The following is a 24,540-nucleotide window of genomic DNA, read 5'->3' as shown; positions in this document are numbered from 1 at the left end:
ACAGTGTTTTTTAATAGCTTTATCTGATAATTCACATTGGATGGAAATTGATTTCTTACAATATCAGGTACGAAACGGAGACACGCTCACCTCCATCGCTTCCCGGCTGGGTATGACCGGTGAGGAGCTTAAGCTGTTTCATAATTCCCATTGCCCGAAAATGGATAAAGTCTGGTTTGAAAACCTTAATGACGTTAAAAATATTTTTGTCCCTACTCATTTTAAAACAGAATCGCAGAAGGAAAATGAAAGGAATAACAGTCTTCCCGGCCAGTTCTCTGATTCCTTTTGGGCCCAAACTTATAGTATTAATGAGACTTTTGAAACCTCTTTCGAATCTTCAGTTAACATCGATTATACCATTGATGTAAATCTCCGAAAAGACCAAAACACAGGTTTGTATATCCTTAGCTACAGTCAGAGAGACTTTAAATCAGGAGGAAATGAACCTGATGATAAGGTAAGCGGCCTTTCGATAGCCTGCATGAAAAGTATTATGCCGCTTGAATTTATTCTTAATGAACAAGGCAGGATAAAAGGATTGGCAGATCATAAAAAAATCACGGACACTTTTACCGGACAGCGTAAAGATCTTGAAGAGTTTTATGTAGGTGAAGTCGCTCGAAATTATATGGATTCTTTTGAAAGGAACATCAGCAATGAAGTGTTTTTATTACAGCAATTTCAGAGTACACTGCTGTTTCAGACTCTTTTTCCCAAAACAGACTGGTTCAGGAGAAAAATAAAGTGGACAGAATCTTTTTATTTTGTACAAAATTCATTTCCGGTAGCCTGTGAAATTAAACCTGAACATAAAAATAAAGAAGAGGACTCTGTTTTAACTATTTTAAGCGGAAAAATCACTGAATTATGTACCTCACAGGAGATCATGCGCGGGATCAGGCTCAAAAAACCGGCTGCAAGACCGGCTTCAGGAAATATTGTATTAGAATACACCACTCACACTAAAAATAAGAATCTTCTTCAGGCTAAAGCCTCGGTTCTACTCAGCCATGAAGAGGTATTGATACACCAACATCACATCAATATAACACAAGGATAATATGAAAAATTATGTCACACAAAAAGGCGATACTTTCAGTTCTCTGGCCCGGCAGTTTAAGCTGAAAAATGAAGGTATTTTAAAAACTTACCATAATCTCCACTGTCCGCCGGAAGATGTTATGCAGGAACCTGTTCCGGGAAAAACGATCTTGATTCCGGAAGATCCACAGCTCATGGCTGAAAAAATAGAACCTCAAAATATGGCTGCATCTTCTCAGGAGGAAGCTACAGAAAATGTAGGTTCTGATGAAGGAGATTCAACGGAAGAAACTCCACAAAATGAAGAGCAGTCATCCGGAAAAACGGAACAACAAACTGATAAAGAAGCAAAGGAAGATCAAAAAGAAGACAGTGGTTCCAGTCCTCATGAAGGAAAATATTTCATTGTGCAGAAAGGAACCGTGCAATGTAATCAGGGATTTAAATTTCCAAAATTTAAAGTGACCAGCCATCAGAAACACTACTGGAATGATGAAGAAGGAAACGCTGATTATCTGGCCGTAACAGAGGATGATCTTCAGCTCGATCCTGCGGCACAGCCGTTTGGACAATGCAAGCTCAAGCCAACTTCAGGAGGATATCTTCCTTGTGCTTATGCTCCAGCCGGAAAGTGGCAGAAGACGTATGAAAAAGTAAAAGTGATGGGGAAAAGCTGTCTTACGGAAATCTCAGAACTCATGTGCAGTACGGGAGGGAAAATAACCATCCTCAAACACGGACAGCAAAGCGAAGTCGGTAAAAGCCAGGTTGCCAAAGCAAGTACGCAGGAACAGCAGGTTTATAATCCCGTTGTGGATTTTGATGAATTCAAGGAAGATACAAGAGATACAGACCAACTTTATTATAGCTAAGCCATGACAGGAACTATTATCGGGAATCAGAATCCTCTGGTAGGAACAACCTATACCTACGAAATAAAACCTTCAGGCCTTTCATTTGGTCTTAAAGGTGATTATGAATGGTATCTTTTTAAGAAACAAAATAACGGAAGCTGGAAAGACATCACCGGAAAGCCAAAGACCGGTGAGAAGGTAACGTACAACTTTGGGGAAATAGCACTGGGAATAGAGTTTCAAATGAAAGTCTATGAAACTAAAAAAGGTATTTTACCTGGTCTTCCCTCTACCAGAGAACTGGCTGGAAGCTGTGTATTAATACCAACAAGCAACAAAGTTCCGAAGATTGATAAAGTAGTACTCTTCAACAGAGGAGCAAAAGACGTCAATAAAGCCAGCTACCGTGATACTCTTATTGCGCAGGCTCATTGTATTGCAATGTTTAATAAAGAGATTGAGTTTCATCTTTGGGAAGATGACGCTCCTGGAAAAGGGCACAATGCCAGTATTAACAAAAACAACCGTCACACCCGCAGCTATAAGGCTCGCGTCAATGAAAAAGGGATTGCAGAAGTGTCAATACCTCTGATGTCTGATGAAAAAATCCTTCGTCAGATGGCCAATCAGTTTCTGATGAAAGGTGACAGGAATGAAGGCGCGAATCATGAGTATTATGTTACCGCCACTTATTCAGGGCAAATTCAGGGAGCCAGCCAGGTGAATGTAGATGTAGCCAACCCGGATTATAAAGGCCAGCCTCAAAACCAGCCAAAACCCAAGCCGCAACCTGAAAAACACACGCCAAAATTTCCGGCCGGACAAGGAGGTGGTCCCAAACAGCCGGATCCTAAAGGCAATATTATAGAAGCGGTTTTCATAGATGATAAAGGAAATGAACTTTCCAAAGTTGCTGTAGGTGATAAAGTAAGGGTAAGAATCCACTCTAAAAATATGGTAGAGAAGCATATTCAGTATGTCATCTGGGAATATGATACGGCTTCCAATGATGAAGTATTCAGAAGTGGGAATATTAAAATTTCAGCTGATATACATGAAACTTCAGGATTTGTCATTTCCAAAGATATTTTTGAAAAAGGAATAGACTCCCCTATCGGTGACCCTGACTCCGATACACAAAATTATTTCATCGAAATTATCTCCAAAGATCTTTCTGCAGAATCTCAGAAATTTGGGGTAAATTCGGAAGGCCTGATGCAGGTGGAGAAGGTGAAGAGTGCTGCGGGGGTGCAGAATACACAGAAACCAAAACCAGAAAATGGAAAATGTCCGAATTGTGAGAAAGATATAACTGTTGAACAATTACAAAGGATATATTCAGAGGTTAAAGATAAAACTTTATTATCTGAACTTGCAGAAACTTTAAACAAATACAAAAAGATCTATAAATTAGATACTTGTGCACGGAAAGCTCATTTTTTTGCTCAATCGATTGAAGAATCTGGGCTAGATTTATCGGGTGCAATACATGGAGAAGGTTTAAATTACTCAGCAGAAGCATTACCAATTCAGTTTAAAGCATTTAGAAAAAGAAATGCTCAAGGAAGAGCAGTTGATAAACATGGAAATCCAACAGATGATAATTCTAAAACAGTTCCAAATGATCTAGCCTATCAGTACGGAAGAAGCTCAAGGAATGGATATGTAGCGAACCAAAAGAAAATTGCAGAAATAGCATATGGAAATCGGCCAGAGTTGGGTAACAAATCTGCTGAAGACACTTGGAATTATAGAGGAAGAGGACTGCTCCAAATAACAGGTAGAACTACATATGGCGAAATTCAAAAAAGGATTGATAAATTTGCCTCATCTGAGAATATTAAAATAAGTGATGGGATTGATAGAGACTATACTCCAAAAGAGGCAGCCCTAACAGGTATGGCAGATTGGTATAAAGAGGATATGTTTGATAAGGCAGATGAAACAGGAAAATTAAAAGATGATGATGTTGTAGATTTGATTGTTAATATTATAAATAGAAATACCAATTCAAGAAAGAAAAGAAAAGATCATTATAAAATAACTAAAGTAGTTTTTGAAGTTGATAAATGTCCTGAAGTTAAACCACAAAATAAAACTGGTGATGATAAAAATGCTATCTGGAACAACCCATTAGAGAATCCCCAGATTACTATATATACGTTCGGTGGCTTAAAACGACCATGGCGATCTGCTTTCGGAAGAGTAAGAACAGATATGCCTGGAAGTGACAATGGAAAAAGGCCTCATCATGGCATAGATTTGTTTGCAGAAAAAGGAACTCCCGTATATGCATGCCTACCTGGTAAAGTAGTTAGTTTGTCTCCTGGAACTGGATACGGAAAAGGTTTAGTTTTAAAAGTAGATTCTCAATATTTAGAAATATTTAAGAAACAACGTCGAGCTTACGAACCCTACTATGTAAAATCAAAAAGGACTTATGATAAAAACAAATATGATATAGAAGGATATGGTGATTTTGACGAATATGAAGGAATTACAGAAAGTAAAGATGTTTATTTGATGTACGCACATTTAAGTGAGCTAAATGTTTCACAAAATGAAGAAATTACGATTGAAAATTATAAAACAAAACGATTAGGAAAAACTGGCGACACTGGAGCAACTGGTACTAAAGGGCCACACCTTCATTTTGAAATAAGAAGTGCTCAAAATCCTTCTGGATATTCCGAACGCTATAATCCAGCTTTCTATGTTAATTATAAGAATGAGACTCAGCTTTCGGAAGCTGAAAGAAAAAAACAAGATAAAACAGCAGGTAAGTAATATGAAAAATTTAACGAATCTATTTATACTATTATTTTTCTTTAATCTATTATCGTGTAAGGAAAATAGTCCTAAACAAGAAAAAATAGATAAACTCACAACATTATATTCTATTGATTTTAAACAGGAACAATTAAACTGTACTGGTGAAAAGTATAGTTCAAATAAATGTATTGATAAAAATAAAAACTTATCAATTTCTTTTGATAAAAATTCGATCCTATTTACCAATAATAATAAAAATTACATTGATAAATTAAATAATTCAAGTGATCTAGGATATGAAACTTTTTTATTTGGAAGCAGCAATGATGAAAAAATTATTTTAATAGATAATTTTTTAGAAAACGGACACCTATTTCTTGTCTATTATGTTAATAATAACAATATAAAGTTCTTAGGAAAAAATGAAGTAATCAACAACACCGAAGAGAACAATGCATATAATTTTAAAATAAAAAAAACAGACGATAAAGTTGATATATTCTTAAATCCTCAGCTTGGCAACTTTTCACTTGATATAGAAAAAGCAGCTAATCTTAATAACAATGATGATAAGAAAGCTATCTTAAATATTAATTTTCTTAATGATAATATTGCAACTCCAGATAAGATTACCAGTGAATTAATTTTCACAAAAGACAAATCGGGAAAATTAATAATTAATACTGATATTCTAGATTACATACAAAAAAACACAGCTAGTAGTAATAATTCATATTCCATGTCATTATCGAAATATGTAACCCAACTTATTATTAATTTTTATGATGATGAGAGTACAGAATGGAGGGAAGAAGACTTATTTAGAATAATTGGATATGCTGCAAATACCACAGATCCATTGTTTAAGAAATACTGGAAAAATAATCCTGAAGAATGGAATAATGGACAGGGGGGATATATTTTAGGTTTTTGTAATGTTGCATATCATGATCAAATCTGGGCTAAACTAACTAATAATTTCAAACAAAACAAATATTATAATTTACCTTATTTAGAAGAAATGGTGTGGTATGGAAGCGATTTTGATAAAGCAGGAGCACCTTAAGATTAGTCCATAAAACTTCAATTAATAATGAAAAACTTTTTAATCCATTTAATATTATCATCTTTCGTCTTTTGGAGTTGTAAAGAAAGGAACAAGAAGGAATGGGAAAATGCTAAAAAAGAACAAAACTCAACTTTGATTGAGGAGCAGTTTCAACCTGCCATGAAAACAAATGTAAATATGAATAAAGAAATAATTGATTTCAAAGGCTTTTATAACATTTGTAAAGCAAATCTGAGAAACGATTCTATTAAATCCGAAACCTGTTATGAAATAACAATTACACCAGGCTTAGCCTATATAGACGCCAATACATCATTGTGTAAAGGAAATTATAAAATTAAACAGATCCAAAACAATGAAATCAATTTGATAAATGAACATGATAACAACTGCGGTTTTAATATAAAAAAAGAAAACAACGCCTATTTTATTAAAAGAGAAGGAAGTGAAGCAGTATTACATGAATGGACAGAATTAGAGAAAGTAAAATAACGTTTATAAAACAAATCAGTCTTTCGTGAAAAGGTTCTTCATACTATTTGTACTTATACTTGTTGCATGTTCAGACAAGCCAAGAGAAACATCAACATCTGAAGTTTCAAGCAAGTCAGATAACACTAAAAAACTACTTCAATTAACTAAAATCAATTGTGACGAAGAAAGTACAGAATCAACAAATTATACATTAAACTGTAAAAACTTCACTGTCTCAAATACCCTTATTGAAGGAAGTGATCAAAACAGATATGAACTTATAACTTTTGTTTTTAATGACATAGAGAAGGCTATAATTAGGAAAATCAATAATGAAGATCTGGAAACCTCTTCTCCTATTGTATATTTTTCAAATACCTCTAAAAACTATATCATCTTGTTTCCTATAAATGGTGAAAACCATTTTGGGTGGAAATTACATCTGTATAAAAATAAAGTTTTATACCCGCTGGGACAAAGGGTATTGTACTGGAAACCAGATTATGAAGAATCTAATATTAATTATTCTGATATATTAAAAATCTATGAAACAGGAGATAGTATTCTTGTTGAAATACCAAGTAAGTACATTATTAAAAATGATAATGATTACAAAAATTATCCTAATTATTTAGATGGAAAATATTATGAGAAAGAAGAGAAATCCTACTTTGAATTTTCAATATCAAAAATAGAATATTACAAAAAGTATAAAAATGGACTTTTTGAAGGAGATTATAATAAAATGATTAATAATAAAATAATTGATCTTATAAAATAAATCCGTTATATCATCTAAATATAACTAGCAAATGATGAAACCCGTTTTAACTTTATTATTTATTATATTTTTCCTTTGCTCCTGTAGAGGTCAAAAAAAAAGAGATAATGATATAAACTTTCTGGATGTAAAATTCCAAGCAACTGGTTTTTTCATTCCAGACATCTCCAATCCTTACCCAACATACACCTATTCAGATAAAAAAATAGGTTTTTTCAGCGTAGACTTTATTGGAAAAACAGATGAAACTCAATATTTTTGGAATCCTAATAATTCGAGAGGTTATTTTTCAAAATCCGCGAACCTTGAAAATGATGCCCAAAATTCAAAAGCGATAAAAAATCTTATTAAAGAAAATGATTATTATGTACTTGCCTCGTATTTACCTGTTAAATTCATCACTTATACAGGAGGGGAAGATGGAGAATTTGAACCAAAACAAAATGCAAAAACAACATTTTATTTATATGAAAAGAATAAATGGGAACAAATAGGAGAAATAGAAACTGTGAAAATTCCAGAAGATATTTTAACATTTGAAACTGACCTTGTCAAAAAATTTCAAAACTCAATTAATAAAAAATAAGTAGTTGGCCTACTCCTACCTTCAAAAAAACAATTCATCCCAGCTCCAGATAATTTAGAAAAGAAAATTTCGTCTCATTAAAAAAAATATTTATACCTTTGCTCTGTGATTTTTAACAACGGAACATATTATTATAGAATTTTTACCTCAGCTCTGGGATAGGGATTCTTATGAATATAATTTAAAACCTCGTCCTAGGGACGAGGTTTTTTTATTTTAAAAAATAGAAAAAGATGAAAATAAGTATTATTGGAGTAGGATTAATCGGAGGTTCGATGGCTTTGAAATTAAGAGAGAAAAACCTGGCCAGCTTCATCTACGGAATCGATAACAATACACAGCATATCAGTGACGCATTGGAACTTAAAATCATTGATGCGGGAGTAGATCTTGAACATGGAATTAAAAATTCGGATCTGATTATTCTTGCTATTCCTGTAGATGCTGCACGAAAACTATTGCCTTCTGTTCTGGATCTTGTGTCTGACCAGCAGACGGTAATGGATGCAGGCTCCACCAAAGCAGGCATTGTACATGCGGTAAAAAACCACCCGAAACGGTCAAGATTTGTGGCGTTCCACCCGATGTGGGGAACTGAAAACAACGGTCCGAAATCCGCTATTGCTGAAAGTTTCTCGGGAAAAGCAGGTGTGATATGCAATAAGGAAGAGTCGGCTGATGATGCTCTGGCTACCGTTGAAAAAGTAGTCAATGCTCTCGACATGCACATGATTTATATGAATGCAGAAGATCATGATGTTCATACTGCTTATATTTCCCATATCTCCCATATTACATCTTACGCCCTTGCCAACACCGTATTGGAAAAAGAACGTGAAGAAGAAACGATTTTCCAGCTTGCCAGTTCCGGTTTTTCAAGTACCGTACGTCTTGCCAAGTCGCATCCGGAAATGTGGGTTCCTATCTTTAAGCAAAACAAAGAAAATGTACTGGACGTTCTGAACGAACATATCACTCAGCTCAGAAAATTCAAATCTGCGCTTGAAAAAGAAAACTATGAATATCTGGAAGAATTGATTTCCAACGCCAACAGAATCAGAGGAATTTTAAGATAAAAATCCTGATACAATACTAAAAGCCCGACGGTTTTTACTTTTATTTTATTAAGAAACCCTTAGTCATAGTGGCTAAGGGTTTTATATTTTGAAATAAAATGATTTCTATTAACATTCCGGAACGTTGACTGCAATGGCCAGTCCGCCTTCCGAAGTTTCTTTAAAACGGTCGCTCATCGACTGAGCGGTTTCCCACATGGTCAGAATCACTTCATCCAATGTTACTTTTGCTTTGGTGGGATCACTTTCCAGTGCAATATTGGCTGCCGTAATCGCTTTCATCGCGCCCATCGTATTCCTTTCAATACATGGAATCTGTACCAGTCCCTTAATTGGATCGCAGGTTAATCCAAGGTGATGTTCCATCGCAATTTCTGCCGCCATCAATACCTGTCCTACACTTCCTCCTAAGATTTCTGTAAGTCCAGCTGCTGCCATTGCAGAAGATACTCCGATTTCCGCCTGACATCCTCCCATCGCTGCAGAAATGGTTGCATTTTTCTTGAATAAGGTCCCGATTTCTCCCGCTACAAGCAAGAATCTTATAATATCCTCCTCACTCGTAAATGGGGTAAATGCCTGAGAGTACATCAATACCGCCGGAATAACTCCACTTGCGCCATTGGTAGGTGCGGTAATAATTCTTCCGAAGCTTGCATTCTCTTCATTCACTGCCAGTGCAAAACAGGCAATCCATTTGTTGATATTCGTAAAGTTCTCTTCAGCGTCTACTACCTGCTGGAACCATTCGTCTTTGTTTTTATAGATTTTATCTCCGAGCAGCTTTCTGTTGATCCCTGCAGCTCTTCTGGAAACATTCAGTCCGCCAGGAAGAACTCCCTCCTTATTGACACCTTTGTAGATACATTCTTTGATCTGCTGCCAGATATAAAGTGCTTCCTGCCTAGTTTCATCCTGGGTTCTCCAACTTTCTTCATTCATGAAAATCAAATCTGACATTTTATCAAATCCCAGCTTTTCACAGTATTTTGCAATATCTGAAGCTTTATGACACGGATACAGTGTACGTACGCACTGCTTCTGAATAGAGTTTTTTTCCTGGCTGGCAATGAAACCGCCTCCTACAGAATAAAAATCCTGCACAAGTTCAGTTCCGTCTTCGAAAACAGCTCTGAAGATCATTCCGTTCGGATGAAAATCAAGGCTCTTTTTCATGTTTAAAACCAAATGATGTCCGTAAATGAACGGAATTACCTTTTCACCACCAAGGTTAATGGTTTGAGTACTCTTGATATAATCTATCTTTTCATCAATTTTTGAAGTATTGATGGTTTTAAAATCCTCCCCGTTCAAACCAAGCATTCCCGCAATATCAGTTCCGTGCCCGATTCCCGTTTTTGCGAGTGAGCCGAAGAATTCAAGAAAAACCTCTTTAACTTCTTCTATTGATCTTTCTCTTTTTATAATCCTGATAAATGCTGCTGCTGCGTTCCAGGGTCCCATCGTGTGTGAACTGGACGGACCTATTCCTACTTTAATAATTTCAAAAACCGATATTGATTCCATAAATGATTCGTCATTTTCCTCAAAAACAAAGATACATGATAAATCCTGAAATATGCCTTCAAATTTTTAATGATATCAACATATCATCACAATATAAAAGCTATTGCAGGCATTCTTCATGCTGCGAAAGATCAAGCCCTTTATTTTCAGACTCTTCAGAAACTCTTAATGTGATCATGGAATCGGTAAGTTTATATAAAATTAATGAACCTAAAAAAGTAAAAACAGAAACCAAAACAAGGGCTGCCATATGATGAAGAAAAACATCAACCCCGCCATGAAGCAGACTTGCATTTTCACCATGAGCAAAAATGGCGGTAAGAATCATTCCCATAATCCCTCCTACTCCATGGCAGGCAAAAACATCGAGGGTATCATCTACTTTTTTTAAAACCTTCCAGTTCACCATCAGATTGGAAACTATAGCTGTGATAAATCCGATAAAAAGGCTTTCCTGAATGCTTACAAAACCGCACCCTGGAGTAATAGCTACCAATCCTACTACAGCTCCTATACAGGCTCCTAAGGCCGATACACTTCTCCCATTGATTCTGTCAAAAAAGATCCAGGTCATCATCGCTGAAGCAGAAGCAATGGTAGTTGTTCCAAAAGCGGTAGCCGCAGATGCAGAAGCACTCAAAGCAGATCCGGCATTAAATCCGAACCATCCGAACCACAGCATTCCTGTTCCCAGAAGCACATACGGAATATTGGACGGCTCATGATGAGGATTCTTCCGGTTTCCTACCACCAAAGCTCCGGCAAGTGCAGCAAAACCGGCACTCATATGCACAACAGTTCCTCCTGCAAAGTCTTTTACCCCGAAATATTTGTTTAAAAGCCCCTCAGGATGCCACACCATATGACAAAGCGGCGTATAAATAAATATACTGAAAAGAACAATGAACAATAAATAAGATATAAAACGAACCCTTTCTGCAAAAGATCCGGTAATAATTGCCGGAGTAATAACAGCAAATTTCATCTGAAACAAGGCAAAAAGAATAAAAGGAATCGTGGGAGCCATCAGTTTATGAGGTAGATTTCCTACCCCGCTAAAAAAGGGATAACTGAGCGGATTTCCAATGATACCGTAATGCTTTCCGGCTATTGTAATCCCGATAGATTCACCGAAAGATAAAGAAAAGCCTACGACTACCCACACCATGGAGATAACGCCTAAGGCAATAAAACTCTGCAGCATGGTAGAAATTACATTTTTCCTTCCGACCATTCCTCCGTAAAAAAAGGAAAGCCCTGGTGTCATGAGCAAAACAAGTCCTGCCGCAGCCAGAATCCAGGCAACATCAGCGCCGACAATTTTATCTTCACTTAAAAATTCCCTTGTATCAGGAATATCGGCAGCCGGATTCCAGAATAAACCCCCAATGGCAACGATTGCGATAACAGAGAATGAAATGATCCATTTTAATCCTACTTTCATAAAATTTATATTTAACCCTATCAAATTTAAATATAAATTCCATAAAAACTACATTTTTAAATCAAACACCCCTAAAAAATTATTCAATCTTGAACTTTTTCAATTTTTTCAGAAAAAATCTCTGACAGTATTTTGGAAACTTCTTTGGATTTAGTGGCCGGAAAAAGATGTGTTCCTCCTTTTACCACATAATTCGGATTTGAATAGCGGATGGGAAAAACAATGTCTTTATCACCTAATATCTGAATGACATTGGGATTCTCTTCAAATTTCCATTCGGAAACTTTTTCTACGGACCATTTGAGGTAATAAGGATCTCTTACTTTAAAATATTGAAGAAGTTTAGGATTTTTAGGGTCAAAAAACTTTCGGACAACAGCATATACATTGGCCGCTTTGTCATTGAATAAACCTACCGGAAGTATTCTTGGGATTTTGGTAAGCTCACCTGTCTTTATGAATCTGGATTTTTCCTTATCGGATTTTATACTTCCAAGGATCACCACCTTTTCTGCAGGTTTCAATTGATTAATCTCCTGAACAATGATTCCTCCGAAAGAATACCCCAACAGGCAGAATGGTTCTGAATCATCCACTTTCTCTGCCATTCTTTTGACATAAGCATCGAAAGGCTCATTTTTTTCGGGAATAAGCCAGTCTATAAAAATCAATTCACAGTGTTTGGGAAACTGTATTCTTTCAAGGACTTTAAAGTCTGCTCCCAGACCGCTTACGATATAAATTTTCATACCACTAATTTATAAAAAATAAGGAAATAAAGGATGAGCCTCCTGATTTAACAGCATTAAAAAAGAGCAATTCTCACGAACTGCTCTTCTGTATTAATAGAATATATTTTACTTTTTCTTTTTCGGTACTCTATTCTCATTATCCAGCATTTCTGTGGAAACTTTAAACTGAATATCCATTTCGTTCTTAATGAAATAATCTTTCAATGAAGACTGATAGAATACTTTAAAGTCTCTTCTATTCAGGGAGAACTTAGCAGATTCAATAGATGTTGTAAACTGAGTAACGTATACATTCGCAGGGAAAGAGATTGTTTTTCTCACCCCTTTAAGAGTAAGGTCACCGTACACTGTAGAATTGTATTCACTGTTTGCTAAAGGAATAATTTTAGTCAAATGGAATTTCGCAATAGGGAATTTTTTCACTTCAAAGAAGTTTGAGCTCTTCAGATCGTTGGTAAGCTTGATCTGATCCTCATCAGAAACATCTCCCGCCATCATACTTCTCATATCGATAATAAACTCTCCATCCACCAGGACCGTATGGTCAAAGTTAAATTTTCCACTTTTCAGCTTTACTGTTCCTGAATGGGAAGTTTCTTCGGTTTTTACCACTTTATACCCCCACCATCTGATCTCTGATGAAGTCACTTTTGAAACTTTATCAAATTTCTTCTGGGCAGAAACAAATGACATGCTTGCGCACACCATAGCAAACAATAGTAATCTTTTCATTCTTTTTTATTTACAATTCAACAAAAATAAAAAAAAGTGTAGAACTTCTACACTTTTAATAATCTTTTTTTGATTAATTTATTGAGCAGTTACCTTTACAAGCATATCAATATCATCTTTCACAAAAACATCCTGCATCGTAGACTTGTAAGCTACGTCAAATTTTTGTCTGTCGAAAGAGAATTTGTTAGATACTAAACTTACTACTCCTTTGCTGTAAGAAATCTTAGCAGGGAAAGAGATTGGGCTTGTTTTTCCTTTTACAGTAAGGTTTCCTGTTACAAGAGAGTTGTAAACTTTATCATTGTTTTTCTTTACTCCTGTAATTTTGAAGCTTGCTGTAGGATATTTTTCAACTTCAAAAAAGTCCCCGTTCTTAAGGTGCCCGTTTAATTTCTGCTGATATTCTCCTGTAAGGTCAGTAGAAGTAATAGAAGTCATATCCAATACGAAGCTTCCGCCTACCAATTGGTTTCCTTTCATTACCATATCTCCTGACTTCACTTTTACAGTACCGTCGTGAGAACTGGCCTCAGATTTTGCTACTTTGTATCCCCACCAGTGTACATCAGATGCTACTACTTTTTTTGACTGTCCGAAAGCTAAACCACCAGCTAAAACTGCTAATAAAAATATTTTTTTCATTGAATAGAGTTATTTACTTATTTAATGATGCAAATGTAAGTATCTTATTCAATAGATTTCATTGATGTATATCAATAAAATTTATTATTTTCATGAATAATATCATTCCATAAAAAAACTCCGAATTTCTTCGGAGTTTTATTTTATAGCTGATAGTAAGCGGTGTAAAGTGCTATACCATTTAATGCTGTGTGATTTTGCTTGACCAGATAGATGGGAATATTTTTAAGCATTTCCTCCATTTTATCACTGATCTTGAATTTCTCATAGAATTTCGCCTTATCAATATATTCTGCGATCATCTGTGGAATATCTCCGGCAATCAGTAATCCTCCGGTAGCTTTTAATTTTAATGTTAAGTTATTGGCCTCTCTTGCCAGGAACTCAAGGAAAGTATCTAAAGCAATTTTGCAGATCAAAACATTTTCCTCTACAGCAGCTTTATAAAGCTCTTCCACAAAATTCCCCTTCGCAAGGCGTTCTCCTAACCATTCCGGTTCCGGGTGTCTTTTCACATCTCTCAGGAATCTGTAAATATTGAATAAACCGGATTTTGAAAGTACATTTTCCCAGCTTACAATACCATAGATATTATTTAAGAACTGGTAAAATTCAACTTCTACGTTGGTTCTTGGTGAAAATTCTGAGTGCCCTCCCTCTGTTGCGAAAGGTCTCAGGTATTTTCCGTCAAAGAAATAGCCTGCTTCTCCTAATCCGTTTCCGGGAGCAAGAACCGCCACATTTCCTTTTTCAAGATGTCCGCTGGTATAAATGGCTTCAAGATGGTTATCTTCAAGAAGAGCCATTCCATAGGCAGAAGCTTCCAGGTCATTCAGCATTTCTACTTTTTCAAACCCGAAATCGCGTGTATACTCGGCAATATCTAAATGCCAACCTAATCTTGCCGGACTGCTTTTCCCGTCCAATACAGGACCTGGCACAGCCATTCCCAGACGTTTTACATTTTCAAGCTGATTATCCTGAATAAACTTCTTTAAAATATCTGAAAAGGAAGCATATTCTTTGGTTGCATATTTATTTTCTACTTTTATCTCAAGACCTCCGTTCCCGGAAACAAAATAGCCTAAGATTGTTATATCTTCACGGAGACTTGCTCCAATGATAGAAACACTATCATTATTACTGTTCTCTACTCCTGGTAAATAAAGTGGAAATTTTGGATTCAGAATCATAACCTCAAATTTTACCAAATATAATAATTGTTTTTGTAAATCCTGCACAGAACAAAAAAACCTTTCCACTTTCGTGAAAAGGTTTTGGTTAATAATTGTTTATATATTAAATCTAACTACTTTCCTAATGGAATATTGTAACCGAATCCTACTCCGATATTCCCCACATTATAGTCCTGACCTGGCAAATCTCCCTTGGTTCCTACAAAAACCTTTTGGTATTGTACGAAGAAATTCCAGTCTCTGTTGTGGTATCCGATCTCCGGTTTAAGGTAGAACCCTCCGCCAGCTCTTTCAACATTGGTGTTTGACGCCACTGCTTTATCCCCCACAAGGAATCCGTATCCTAAGTCAGTTCCGAAATAGAAACCGGTTTGTTTTGGATAAATTCTGATTAAAGCTGCTACAGGAACTACTCCTACATCATTGTTTTTATATCCGTTGTTGTCTTTTCCAAAATAATGAGTATATCCTGATGCGATACCCAGCCCAAATCCCGGTGTAATCAGATTCTGGTAAGCTACATCCACTCCTACTGCTGCAGAAAGGTTATCTGCGGGAACTGCTAAACCAACATTTGCACCTACCTTGATCATATTGTTCATTTGAGCACTTTGGGCGCTTGCGATACCCGCTGTTAAAATACCAGCCAGTACTATTGCTTGTTTAAACATTTTCATAACTCTAATTTTTAAATTTTACTAAACAAGAGGATGTAAAAATCATGCCAAGCAAAGGTTTCTATTTGATTTTAACATTAATAAAATTTATAAAATTATGATTATCAATGCTTTAATTTTAACAAAAATTAAATATTTGTTTAACAAATTTTATCAAAAACTGACCTCAAAAAGTGAATTATAGCAACAAGAAAGCAAGCATGAAGATGGAAGCTGGAAGTAATATGCTCTTATATGAAACTCACGTCTGTTATAATGAAAGTAAAGAGAAATTTCCCCTTCCTTTACACCATAACTCCCAGCTTCATTCTTCCAGCTTCCAGCCTAAAAACAATATTAACAATCCTTAACCCGTTATGAGTTTTAACCTTCTTCTTAGAATTACATCAAAAAATAAATTCTCCATGATGGCTGATTCATTAGTAAAAAACAAACATCTTCTCTGGCGGGCAGGTTTTGGTGTTGGTATTCATCAAATTGATGGTTTGAAAAATAAAAACATTAAAACGCTGATGAATGAATTATTTAAAGAAGAAAGCTTCAGCGAGATCACTTATGATACTCCTGATCCGATTTCGGCAGCAGATTATATGAACAGTACGGCTCCTGCGGAAAAGAAAAAAGAAATGCAGCGGATCAACAGGGAACAAAATAATGAACTTAATCTGAACTTCCTGAACGCCATCGTTAACAGCAAGGAACAGATGAGGGAAAAGATGGCCTTTTTCTGGCATGGACATTTTGCTTCAAGAGTACAAAATCCAAGATTCAACAAACAGCTTTTAAATACAATCAGGAAAAATGCACTCGGCAATTTCAGAGATCTGCTTTTTGAAGTAAGCCAGTCGTCTGCCATGTTGAATTTTCTGAATAATCAACAGAATAAAAAAGATCATCCCAATGAAAATTTTGCCCGCGAAGTTATGGAACTGTTTACCATGGGAAGAGGAAGTTACACTGAAAAAGATGTAAGAGAAGGTGCCAGAGCTTTTACAGGATGGAGTTATGATAAAGAAGGGAATTTTAAAGAAAGAAAAAATCTCCATGATGAAGGCAGCAAAACTTTTTTAGGAAAAACAGGCAACTTTGACGGAAATGATGTGCTCAATATTATTCTGGAACAGAAGACAACGGCTCAGTTTATTACCACAAAGATCTATAAGTTTTTTGTGAATGAAAAAGTGGATCAGGATATCGTCAATACACTCAGTACAAACTTCTACCATTCAGGATATGACATTAAAAAGCTGATGACTGAGATATTTTCAAGCACATGGTTTTATGATCAGAAGAATATCGGAAACAGGATAAAATCACCTATAGAACTGATGGCAGGAATCATGCGAATCCTTCCAATGCATATTCAGAACCCTGAAAACCTCATCGTTTATCAGAAATTATTGGGACAAATGCTCCTTTATCCACCCAATGTAGCGGGATGGCCAAATGGAAAATCATGGATTGACAGCTCTACTTTAATGCTCAGGCTTCAGGTACCGCAGATCTGGTCCGGTCTTCGCCCTTTAGAATACAGTCCCCGCCAGGATGATGATATCGACATGGGAATGAAATCCCGTGAAACAGCATTAAATAAAAGCTTTAAAAACCCTAATATCACCATCGACTGGGATCGTATTGAAAAGCTTTTCGCCTATAAAAACTGTGAAGATTATCTTCTGCAGAATACCCAAAGCCTCGATATGAACTCTGTAAGTAATTTTTCAGACAAGAGTATAAAAATGACTGTCATCAACCTGATGTCTACTCCGGAATATCAGTTATGTTAGGTAGGAGGTTTTAAGTTGCAGGCAGCAGGTAATAGCTGTCGCAGTAGAACTTGGCTCCTCCCTGATTTAGTTTTCACTGCTATAAAAATAAAATGCGGTCCAGCCCTATAATTTACAACCTGCAACCTGTCATCTGCCACCTGCCATCTTAAACCCTAAAAACAAAATTATGCTAATCAAAAGAAGAGAATTCCTCAAAATAAGCTCACTGGCTACTGCTTCTATGCTGATGCCTAATTTCTTAAAAGCGATGACGCTGGATGAAGCGCTGAATCCTGGTCAGAACATTCTGGTAGTCCTTCAGTTTACGGGAGGAAATGATGGTTTGAATACCATTATTCCGGCCAAAAACGATATTTATTTCAGGGAAAGGAAAACATTGGCTATTCATGACTCTATACCGCTTACAGATGAGGCTGGAATTAATCCGTCACTTTCCTATTTTAAAGAACTTTTTGATAACGGAGAGCTGTCTGTGATGAATAACGTAGGATATCCCAACCCGGATAAATCCCATTTCCGAAGCATGGATATCTGGCAGTCGGCAAGCAGAAGTGATCAGTTTCTGGAAACAGGCTGGCTGGGACGTTTTCTGGACGAAGAATGTTATCACTGTGATCATCCTACGCAGGCACTGGAAGTAGATGATATGCTTAGTCTAGCCCTAAAAGGTGAAAATAACAAAGCTTTTGCCTTTAAAGATCCCAAAAGACTGTATCAGACCAGTCAGGAAAAGTATTTTAAATCTCTCTACGACCATCATCATGATGATGAAACGGTGTCTTATCTCTATCAGACTTTAGGTTCTACCATCAACAATGCTGATTATATTTTTGAAAAAAGCAAAGCTAAAAAAACAGAGCAGGTTTACCCCAATTCCCAGTTAGGAAAAGATTTTAAAACGGTTGCTTCTTTGATAAAATCAGACATCAATACTCAGGTGTACTATCTTTCTGTAGGAAGTTTTGATACGCATGTCAATCAGAATGACAGACAGAAAAAGTTATTTGATGATATCAACGAGTCGGTAAAATCATTTGTTGCAGATATGAAAAGTAATGGGCTCTTCAAAAATATACTGTTGATGACATTCTCAGAGTTCGGCCGTCGTGTGGCACAGAATGCCAGCAACGGAACAGATCACGGGACCGCCAACCAGATGTTTTTTATCAGCGGAAACCTTAAGAAAAAAGGACTGTTAAATACACTTTCTGATCTGCAGAATCTGAATGATGGTGATCTTATTTATAAAGAGGATTTCAGAAAAGTATATGCAACAATTCTGAAAAACTGGCTTAAAGCGGACTCTTCCAAAGTATTGGGATGGAAAGACGGGATCTATGACTTTGTGTAGGGAAACCGAGATTCCTACGGAATGACACAATTGGAATGGTGATGTATCCACACAATTTGTCATTCCATAGAAACTCAGCCTTTGCTATAAGGAGTACAAAAACAATCCTGTCCAATACACCAACTGAAGACGTAAAAATTCCCATCCTCCGGAGGGGTGGCGAAAATTCAAAGAATTTTTGACGGGGTGGTCTTCAGCACTCATTAAAAAGATCCATTAACAACAAAAAAAGAGACTGTACCTTGTTATGACAGTCTCTTTTCAATAATTTCAAATTTAAACTACTTTTACGTTTAAGCCGTAATCTGCTTTTTTTCGTTCTCTTTCTCTTCTTGTTTTTTATCTATCTTCTCAGATATTTTTTTTACGATATACTCTATCGCCAGCGGTGCTATAATTGCAATTAATGCTTTAAATATTCTTGATTTCATAATTAATTTGGTATTGTTAAGTTAATACTACAATTTCCAAGCCAAGATAAATTATGAAAATAAATTATCTTCAACAAAGCCCTGTGAATGGTACATTTAAATTAATTTAGTTTTCCTCAGGAACAATCAGATTCTGATAATTTTTACTGCCTGCCCTGAACTTTTCCTCCATTTTCAACCGTAGTTTTTTGGGCTTATGTACAATCAGAGAGTCTCCGAACCCAAGCAAGAGTCTTTCCAGCTCAAAATTGATCTGCACACATATTTTAAACAGCGTACCGTCACGGTCTTCCTTTAGGATCTCCTGACTTTTATGCAGCGGTTTTGTTTTCACATAGGGAGCATTTCCCGAATCCACCCAAAAGACCACATTTCTGGGGTCCATTGACTCTGCAACAGTTACTCCTACAATATCTTTAAAATATTCATCTCCATCCAGATCCTTGTCAATATAGAGAAGACTATCATCTGTTTCGATACTTTCCATTCTGTCCAGTGCCAGATTGTACATTTTTTGTTTGTAAAGACAGATCAGAAACCAACGGTTGTTGAACTCTTTCAACAGCTGCGGATGTACTGTAAAGATATTGGATTCCCTTGCCGTAAAACTTTTGTAAAGGATCTTCAACACTTTTTTATTAGCAATACTTTCGTACAGAATATCAATATGTTCCAATCCTTTCAACTGTTCATTTTTATCCAGATGAATAATAGATTTCTGGCTGGTGGCATGAATAGAATCTTCCAGTTTCTGAATAACCCCATTCATCTCCTTGAACATGGAAAAATCCTTGAACTGTTTTAAAATCTGAACCGCATTATTCATCGCCTTCAGATCACTTTCATTCACAGAAATATTATGAATACTGTATTCCGGATCACTGTAACGATAGTATTTTCTTTCGTAAACTTCAATAGGGGCTTCATATCCGAATTTTTCACTCCGCATATTCTGAAGATCAAGCTGAACAGTCCTCTTACTTACATAAGATTCTTTTCCCTCAAATTCAAACAATGCTTCTGAACATTCGTCAATAAGATCCTCCAGCGTATACTTTCTGTATTTGTTTTTAAGACATTTATCTAATGTTTTATACCGGATCAGAGCATTTTTATTGGATGACATACCTTAGTGTTTAATGATTGGTGTTTTTTTAATAGCAATCTGCTTTTATTTCTGCTCTTTTCCTGAAAATTATTTCTCTCTCAAAGCATTTTCGTCAAAAGTAATCCCTTCCCAGCCGAATTTCATAAAGTTTCGGATATTTTGGTGGTCAGTTCCTTCAGGATTTTTCAAAACATCTTCTCTGTAGAACTCACCAAAAAGCCAAAGGGTTTGTTCTTTCGTCAGATCCTGAATACTTGCAAAGCTGAAAACCTTGCACGAACCATTGTTCTGTCCGGCCTGATTGGTTGTATCTCCGTTTTGAAAGGCAGTAGGAGTAAATTCATAATGTTCATCAATATGAGCGATCACATCATTAAACTGAATCGTTTCCGGGAAATGTTTTAATTGTTCTAATAATACCATGAGCCTTGTTTTTTTAATTTTATACTATTTCTACGAGTCTGCCACTGGGCTTTTTCGTCTTTTTAATTAATTTTTGTAAAAATAATTAAAATTTCTTTATCTACGCAAAACTATTGCGCAATAATGATATTACTTTGCATCATCAAAATGAAACAAAATGGAATTTAATGGAAATCATTTAATCGAATTAGGATATAGACCGGCAAAATGGTTTAAAGATGCCATTACCTATATCAACGAGAATAAGTTGGATGAACATCAGATCGCAGAATATCTGGTACAGTTCAAACAGCCAGATCTTATTCCGCTTCATGAAACAGCTAAAGATTTTATAATCAATATACGTGCAGAGCACGAAAGTGAGAATGATAATGTGGAAAAAGTAATCAAAACCATGAAAGTTCTGATGAAAACTCCCACTCTGATTGGCGGAGCTTTAATGCCGGACGCCTGCCCTACCGGTCCTGAAGGTCAGATTCCCGTTGGAGGTGTGGTCGTGGCAAAAAATGCTATTCACCCGGGATTCCATAGTGCGGATATCTGTTGTTCTGTGATGCTGACGGATTTTGGAAAAACAAATCCTAAAGAGGTTTTGGATGCAGCACATTCTGTCACTCATTTCGGATACGGAGGAAGAGCAAGAGGGGAACAGATGCCGATGTCTCAGGAACTGATGGATGCTTTCAGAGAAAATGAATTCTTACAGGATGAAAAACTGATCAGCATTGCCCGTTCTCATATGGGAACTCAGGGAGACGGAAACCACTTCCTTTTTGTCGGAATTTCTAAAAATACTGGAAATACCATGATGGTAACCCATCACGGATCAAGAGCTCCGGGTGCTGCTTTATATGATAAAGGAATGAAGGTTGCCAACCGTTTCAGACAGGAAATCTCTCCTGAAACTTTAAGAGAAAATGCATGGATTCCTTATGATACAGATGAAGGTAAATCGTATTGGAAAGCACTTCAATTAATAAGACAATGGACAAAAGAAAACCATACTTCCCTTCATGATGCCGTGCTGAATAAGCTGGAAACGGAGAAGGAAAACAGATATTGGAACGAACATAACTTCGTTTTCAAAGATGGAGACCTGTTCTATCACGCGAAAGGAGCTACTCCGCTGGATGATAAATTCATGCCTGATATCACCGGACCTAGACTGATTCCGTTGAATATGGTCGAACCGGTATTGATTGTTCAGGGAAAAACGAATGAAAGAAACTTAGGTTTTGCACCGCACGGAGCAGGAAGAAATTTCAGCAGAAGCCAGCATAAAAAATCTTTAGCTCATAAAACGACCGAGGAAATCTTCAATGAGGAAACAGCAGGATTGGATATCCGTTTCTACTCTAATGAGATTGATATTTCTGAACTTCCAAGCGCTTATAAAAGTGCGAAGAATGTAAGAGCACAGATAGAAGAATACGGACTTTGTGAAGTTCTGGATGAAGTGATGCCTTACGGATGTATTATGGCCGGAGATGTTCAGAAGAATGCTCCATGGAAGAAAAAAAAGAAATTCAGAAAAGCATAATTTTAATAGTATGTTCAAACCTAACTGGTTTTAGAAACCCGTTAGGTTGAATAAAAACAATAAACCAAATTTCAAAGCACTAAAAAATTCAAGGCAAAGAAAGTTCCTATATTTCCAGATTTACTTTCCGCCTTTTTACAAATTACAAGGCAAACGGAGTTCCTATATTTTTTGGAAAAATACTCCCCTTTTTTTATAAACTATAGGTAAAAGGAGTTCCTATACCTTTCACTTTTAATGAATCTACTCCTCACTTATTTTTTAAACTTAAAACAATGAAAACACTACAATTATTCAATGCTGTACTGGCCAGAAAATCTGATGAAAAGCCATTTATTTCTAATGATGGTTTCATCATTGAACCGGATGCTCTATGGGCAAAAAATGAAATCATCTCTTTTTACGCAAAGGAAAAGCTGAATGGTAATAATTTGAATAAAACCTTTCATAAATCCTGGGAGAAAATAAAGAACACTTCCAGAATTGATTTATTTTTTGAACAGATCACTCATTATATTTCAACCTATGGAAGCGATTTTCAAAGTGAAATCTATATTCCCAATGAAATTTTGAATATTCCTGATATGAAGCTGGTTTTTAAAGTAATCAAAGCCTACTCTGTAGAAGAAATGCAGGAAAAATGTCTTGCTCTTTTAAGATCAGGAATTGCTTTAAAAGAAGAAACCATTGATGATTTGCTTTCTATTTTACATACGGAGCTGGAATATGATTTTACTGGAAAAGAAAACATCAGAAATAAAGAAGCGGTTATAAAAATTGCTGATCTATATGATATCTATCCTGAAAATCCCGTTGAGTTTTTCCGTTATGTTATTTATAAAACGACGAACACTACGCTTTTAATCAAAAACGATGATTTGATTGATTTAATCAAGCAGAGTAATTTTAATCCGACATCCTTATTTGAAAGTTTTGGATTGGAAAAAATGGCGGAAATTTTCAACAGATTCAAGCCGTTATTTCTGGCTTATAAAAACAGAGCGCCCAAAGCGATCAACAAAATATCAAAGTTATCTAAGGTTCATCATAAACCATTGATTTCAAACCCATTGAATGACGCTACAAATACTCTATTGGAAAACAGCGATTGGCACTGGCTGGAAAATGCGACACCGTTTGCATTATTCAAAGCATTATCAGCATGTTACTCCAGAATGTATGGTCAGGATACCTTTGTCTACAGAATCCGAAACGGAAAATCATGGACTAAAAAAGGTAAGGAAACTTACGTGAATCAGTTCAATTATGATTTCATTCTGGACTTTTTAAAACTGAAGTATGAAAACCTATCCGGAAAGAAATTCTATTTCCCTGAGAATATAGAATTTGCGTTGCCAACTTCTGAAAAGATGTTTGCTGGAAATATTCCTACCGGAACCCGTTTTTATGCGGATAGACTGGCTGTAGGTATTTATTGGGAAGATCAGTGGGGTGCCAATGACCTTGATCTTTCCGGATTGAACATCGCAGGAAAAATTGGTTGGAATGCCGCTTATAATCATGGTAACGGACAGTTGATGTACTCCGGAGATATGACTTCTGCTCCTAATGGCGCTGTTGAATATCTTTATGCCAATAAAGGCCTTTGTGAACCAACCCTTGTTATGAACAACGTTTTCAGCGGAGATGCGAACTGCGGATATAAAATTGTGATCGGAAAAGGGGATGATATTTCTTACGATTATATGATGAATCCTAATCACCTCTTTGCTGAAGCCAGATGTAATTCTGTTCAGAAGCAAATGATTCTGGGAATGCTTGTAGCGAAGAATGAAAAGCAATGTTTCGTACTGTTGAATTTCGGAGCCGGACATTCGCATGTTTCAGGAAATAGCCAGATTTCTGCAATGGCAACAAGTGCATTATACCAGCAATGGTATGAAGCGATGTCTTTCAATGAGCTTATCAAAGAGCTTGGCGGTGAGATTACCACAGAAAAAGCGGAAGCTGATTTTGATTTCTCACTGGAAAACCTGGAAAAAGATAGTTTTATCAGAATTTTTAAATAAATTATATGGCGTCATCTGATGATATCGGGTGGCGTTTTTTTATGGCGGTTTGGTTGGGTAAACGTTGAGAACCACCCCGTCAAAAATTCTTTGAATTTTCGCCACCCCTCCGAGGGAGGGGAATTTTCACGTCTTCAGTTGGGAGAATGGTCGGGATTGTACTATTTCTGTGTATGTTTTTTACAGGAATTCGGCCTACAAACTAATCTTTACCAAACGGACTAAAGTCCGTTCCTAT

23 protein-coding genes are annotated in these 24,540 nt (G+C 36.2%); 13 read left to right on the top strand and 10 right to left on the bottom strand.

Features of this window, described 5'->3' with window-relative positions; genetic code table 11:
* Positions 1 to 40: 40 nt before the first annotated feature.
* The 8 genes from PZ898_RS23080 (at position 41) to PZ898_RS23045 (ending at position 8,656) form a co-directional block, all read left to right on the top strand.
* Positions 41 to 1,063: a LysM peptidoglycan-binding domain-containing protein gene (locus PZ898_RS23080; RefSeq protein ID WP_062671285.1), complete on the top strand. Its 1,023-nt coding sequence runs from the start codon at positions 41 to 43 to the stop codon at positions 1,061 to 1,063.
* 1 nt (position 1,064) lies between these two features.
* Positions 1,065 to 1,916: a PAAR-like protein gene (locus PZ898_RS23075; RefSeq protein ID WP_277694343.1), complete on the top strand. Its 852-nt coding sequence runs from the start codon at positions 1,065 to 1,067 to the stop codon at positions 1,914 to 1,916.
* A gap of 3 nt (positions 1,917 to 1,919) precedes the next feature.
* On the top strand, positions 1,920 to 4,685 hold the full coding sequence (locus tag PZ898_RS23070) for a peptidoglycan DD-metalloendopeptidase family protein (protein WP_277694342.1): 2,766 nt from the start codon (positions 1,920 to 1,922) through the stop codon (positions 4,683 to 4,685).
* Between the two features lies 1 nt (position 4,686).
* On the top strand, positions 4,687 to 5,736 hold the full coding sequence (locus tag PZ898_RS23065; RefSeq protein WP_277694341.1) for a hypothetical protein: 1,050 nt from the start codon (positions 4,687 to 4,689) through the stop codon (positions 5,734 to 5,736).
* 27 nt (positions 5,737 to 5,763) lie between these two features.
* Entirely contained in the window at positions 5,764 to 6,231 is a 468-nt protein-coding gene (locus PZ898_RS23060; RefSeq protein WP_216445088.1) for a hypothetical protein, read from the top strand.
* Positions 6,232 to 6,256: 25 nt separating this feature from the next.
* Positions 6,257 to 6,994 carry a hypothetical protein gene (locus PZ898_RS23055; RefSeq protein WP_277694340.1) on the top strand — a complete coding sequence of 246 codons (738 nt, stop codon included), beginning with the start codon at positions 6,257 to 6,259 and terminating at the stop codon, positions 6,992 to 6,994.
* A 31-nt stretch (positions 6,995 to 7,025) separates the two neighbouring features.
* The gene (locus PZ898_RS23050; RefSeq protein ID WP_277694339.1) at positions 7,026 to 7,580 is read left to right on the top strand and encodes a hypothetical protein; all 555 of its coding nucleotides are present in this window, start codon (positions 7,026 to 7,028) and stop codon (positions 7,578 to 7,580) included.
* A 233-nt stretch (positions 7,581 to 7,813) separates the two neighbouring features.
* Positions 7,814 to 8,656, top strand: a complete 843-nt coding sequence (locus PZ898_RS23045; protein ID WP_137905854.1) for a prephenate dehydrogenase — start codon at positions 7,814 to 7,816, stop codon at positions 8,654 to 8,656.
* 108 nt (positions 8,657 to 8,764) lie between these two features.
* On the opposite strand, the gene PZ898_RS23040 is transcribed toward PZ898_RS23045, so the two are convergent.
* The 7 genes from PZ898_RS23040 to PZ898_RS23010 all read right to left on the bottom strand — a co-directional run bounded on the left by PZ898_RS23040 (position 8,765) and on the right by PZ898_RS23010 (position 15,629).
* Entirely contained in the window at positions 8,765 to 10,183 is a 1,419-nt protein-coding gene (locus PZ898_RS23040) for an L-serine ammonia-lyase (RefSeq protein ID WP_123278110.1), read from the bottom strand.
* Between the two features lie 100 nt (positions 10,184 to 10,283).
* A complete protein-coding gene (locus tag PZ898_RS23035) occupies positions 10,284 to 11,627 on the bottom strand; it encodes an ammonium transporter (RefSeq protein ID WP_277694338.1) in 1,344 nt (447 codons plus the stop codon).
* Positions 11,628 to 11,710: 83 nt separating this feature from the next.
* On the bottom strand, positions 11,711 to 12,376 hold the full coding sequence (locus tag PZ898_RS23030; protein ID WP_277694337.1) for an alpha/beta hydrolase: 666 nt from the start codon (positions 12,374 to 12,376) through the stop codon (positions 11,711 to 11,713).
* A 108-nt stretch (positions 12,377 to 12,484) separates the two neighbouring features.
* Positions 12,485 to 13,111, bottom strand: a complete 627-nt coding sequence (locus PZ898_RS23025; RefSeq protein ID WP_062671303.1) for a YceI family protein — start codon at positions 13,109 to 13,111, stop codon at positions 12,485 to 12,487.
* A gap of 78 nt (positions 13,112 to 13,189) precedes the next feature.
* Positions 13,190 to 13,756 (bottom strand): YceI family protein, encoded by a 567-nt coding sequence (locus PZ898_RS23020; RefSeq protein ID WP_062671305.1) that lies wholly within the window; start codon positions 13,754 to 13,756, stop codon positions 13,190 to 13,192.
* Positions 13,757 to 13,899: 143 nt separating this feature from the next.
* Positions 13,900 to 14,949: a glucokinase gene (locus PZ898_RS23015; RefSeq protein ID WP_216445093.1), complete on the bottom strand. Its 1,050-nt coding sequence runs from the start codon at positions 14,947 to 14,949 to the stop codon at positions 13,900 to 13,902.
* Between the two features lie 116 nt (positions 14,950 to 15,065).
* Entirely contained in the window at positions 15,066 to 15,629 is a 564-nt protein-coding gene (locus PZ898_RS23010; RefSeq protein ID WP_202839593.1) for a hypothetical protein, read from the bottom strand.
* 173 nt (positions 15,630 to 15,802) lie between these two features.
* Here PZ898_RS23010 and PZ898_RS23005 point away from each other — a divergent pair, with 173 nt between their 5' ends.
* The 3 genes from PZ898_RS23005 to PZ898_RS22995 all read left to right on the top strand — a co-directional run bounded on the left by PZ898_RS23005 (position 15,803) and on the right by PZ898_RS22995 (position 18,770).
* Entirely contained in the window at positions 15,803 to 15,979 is a 177-nt protein-coding gene (locus PZ898_RS23005; protein ID WP_277694336.1) for a hypothetical protein, read from the top strand.
* A 6-nt stretch (positions 15,980 to 15,985) separates the two neighbouring features.
* The gene (locus tag PZ898_RS23000; protein ID WP_277694335.1) at positions 15,986 to 17,416 is read left to right on the top strand and encodes a DUF1800 domain-containing protein; all 1,431 of its coding nucleotides are present in this window, start codon (positions 15,986 to 15,988) and stop codon (positions 17,414 to 17,416) included.
* A 169-nt stretch (positions 17,417 to 17,585) separates the two neighbouring features.
* On the top strand, positions 17,586 to 18,770 hold the full coding sequence (locus tag PZ898_RS22995) for a DUF1501 domain-containing protein (RefSeq protein ID WP_277694334.1): 1,185 nt from the start codon (positions 17,586 to 17,588) through the stop codon (positions 18,768 to 18,770).
* 293 nt (positions 18,771 to 19,063) lie between these two features.
* Here the strand turns inward: PZ898_RS22995 and PZ898_RS22990 are convergent, their stop codons facing one another.
* The 3 genes from PZ898_RS22990 to PZ898_RS22980 form a co-directional block, all read right to left on the bottom strand.
* Positions 19,064 to 19,201, bottom strand: a complete 138-nt coding sequence (locus PZ898_RS22990; RefSeq protein WP_167348772.1) for a hypothetical protein — start codon at positions 19,199 to 19,201, stop codon at positions 19,064 to 19,066.
* Between the two features lie 106 nt (positions 19,202 to 19,307).
* Positions 19,308 to 20,327 (bottom strand): WYL domain-containing protein, encoded by a 1,020-nt coding sequence (locus PZ898_RS22985; protein WP_120233103.1) that lies wholly within the window; start codon positions 20,325 to 20,327, stop codon positions 19,308 to 19,310.
* 69 nt (positions 20,328 to 20,396) lie between these two features.
* Positions 20,397 to 20,732 carry a HopJ type III effector protein gene (locus PZ898_RS22980; RefSeq protein WP_120233102.1) on the bottom strand — a complete coding sequence of 112 codons (336 nt, stop codon included), beginning with the start codon at positions 20,730 to 20,732 and terminating at the stop codon, positions 20,397 to 20,399.
* Positions 20,733 to 20,889: 157 nt separating this feature from the next.
* Between PZ898_RS22980 and PZ898_RS22975 the strand changes: the two genes are divergently transcribed.
* Entirely contained in the window at positions 20,890 to 22,272 is a 1,383-nt protein-coding gene (locus tag PZ898_RS22975; RefSeq protein ID WP_277694333.1) for an RtcB family protein, read from the top strand.
* Between the two features lie 275 nt (positions 22,273 to 22,547).
* A complete protein-coding gene (locus PZ898_RS22970) occupies positions 22,548 to 24,302 on the top strand; it encodes a hypothetical protein (RefSeq protein WP_277694332.1) in 1,755 nt (584 codons plus the stop codon).
* Positions 24,303 to 24,540: the final 238 nt, after the last annotated feature.

Source organism: Chryseobacterium sp. WX, from assembly GCF_029542485.1.
Lineage (GTDB): Bacteria > Bacteroidota > Bacteroidia > Flavobacteriales > Weeksellaceae > Chryseobacterium > Chryseobacterium cucumeris.
This window is presented reverse-complemented; position numbering and strand designations above follow the sequence as displayed.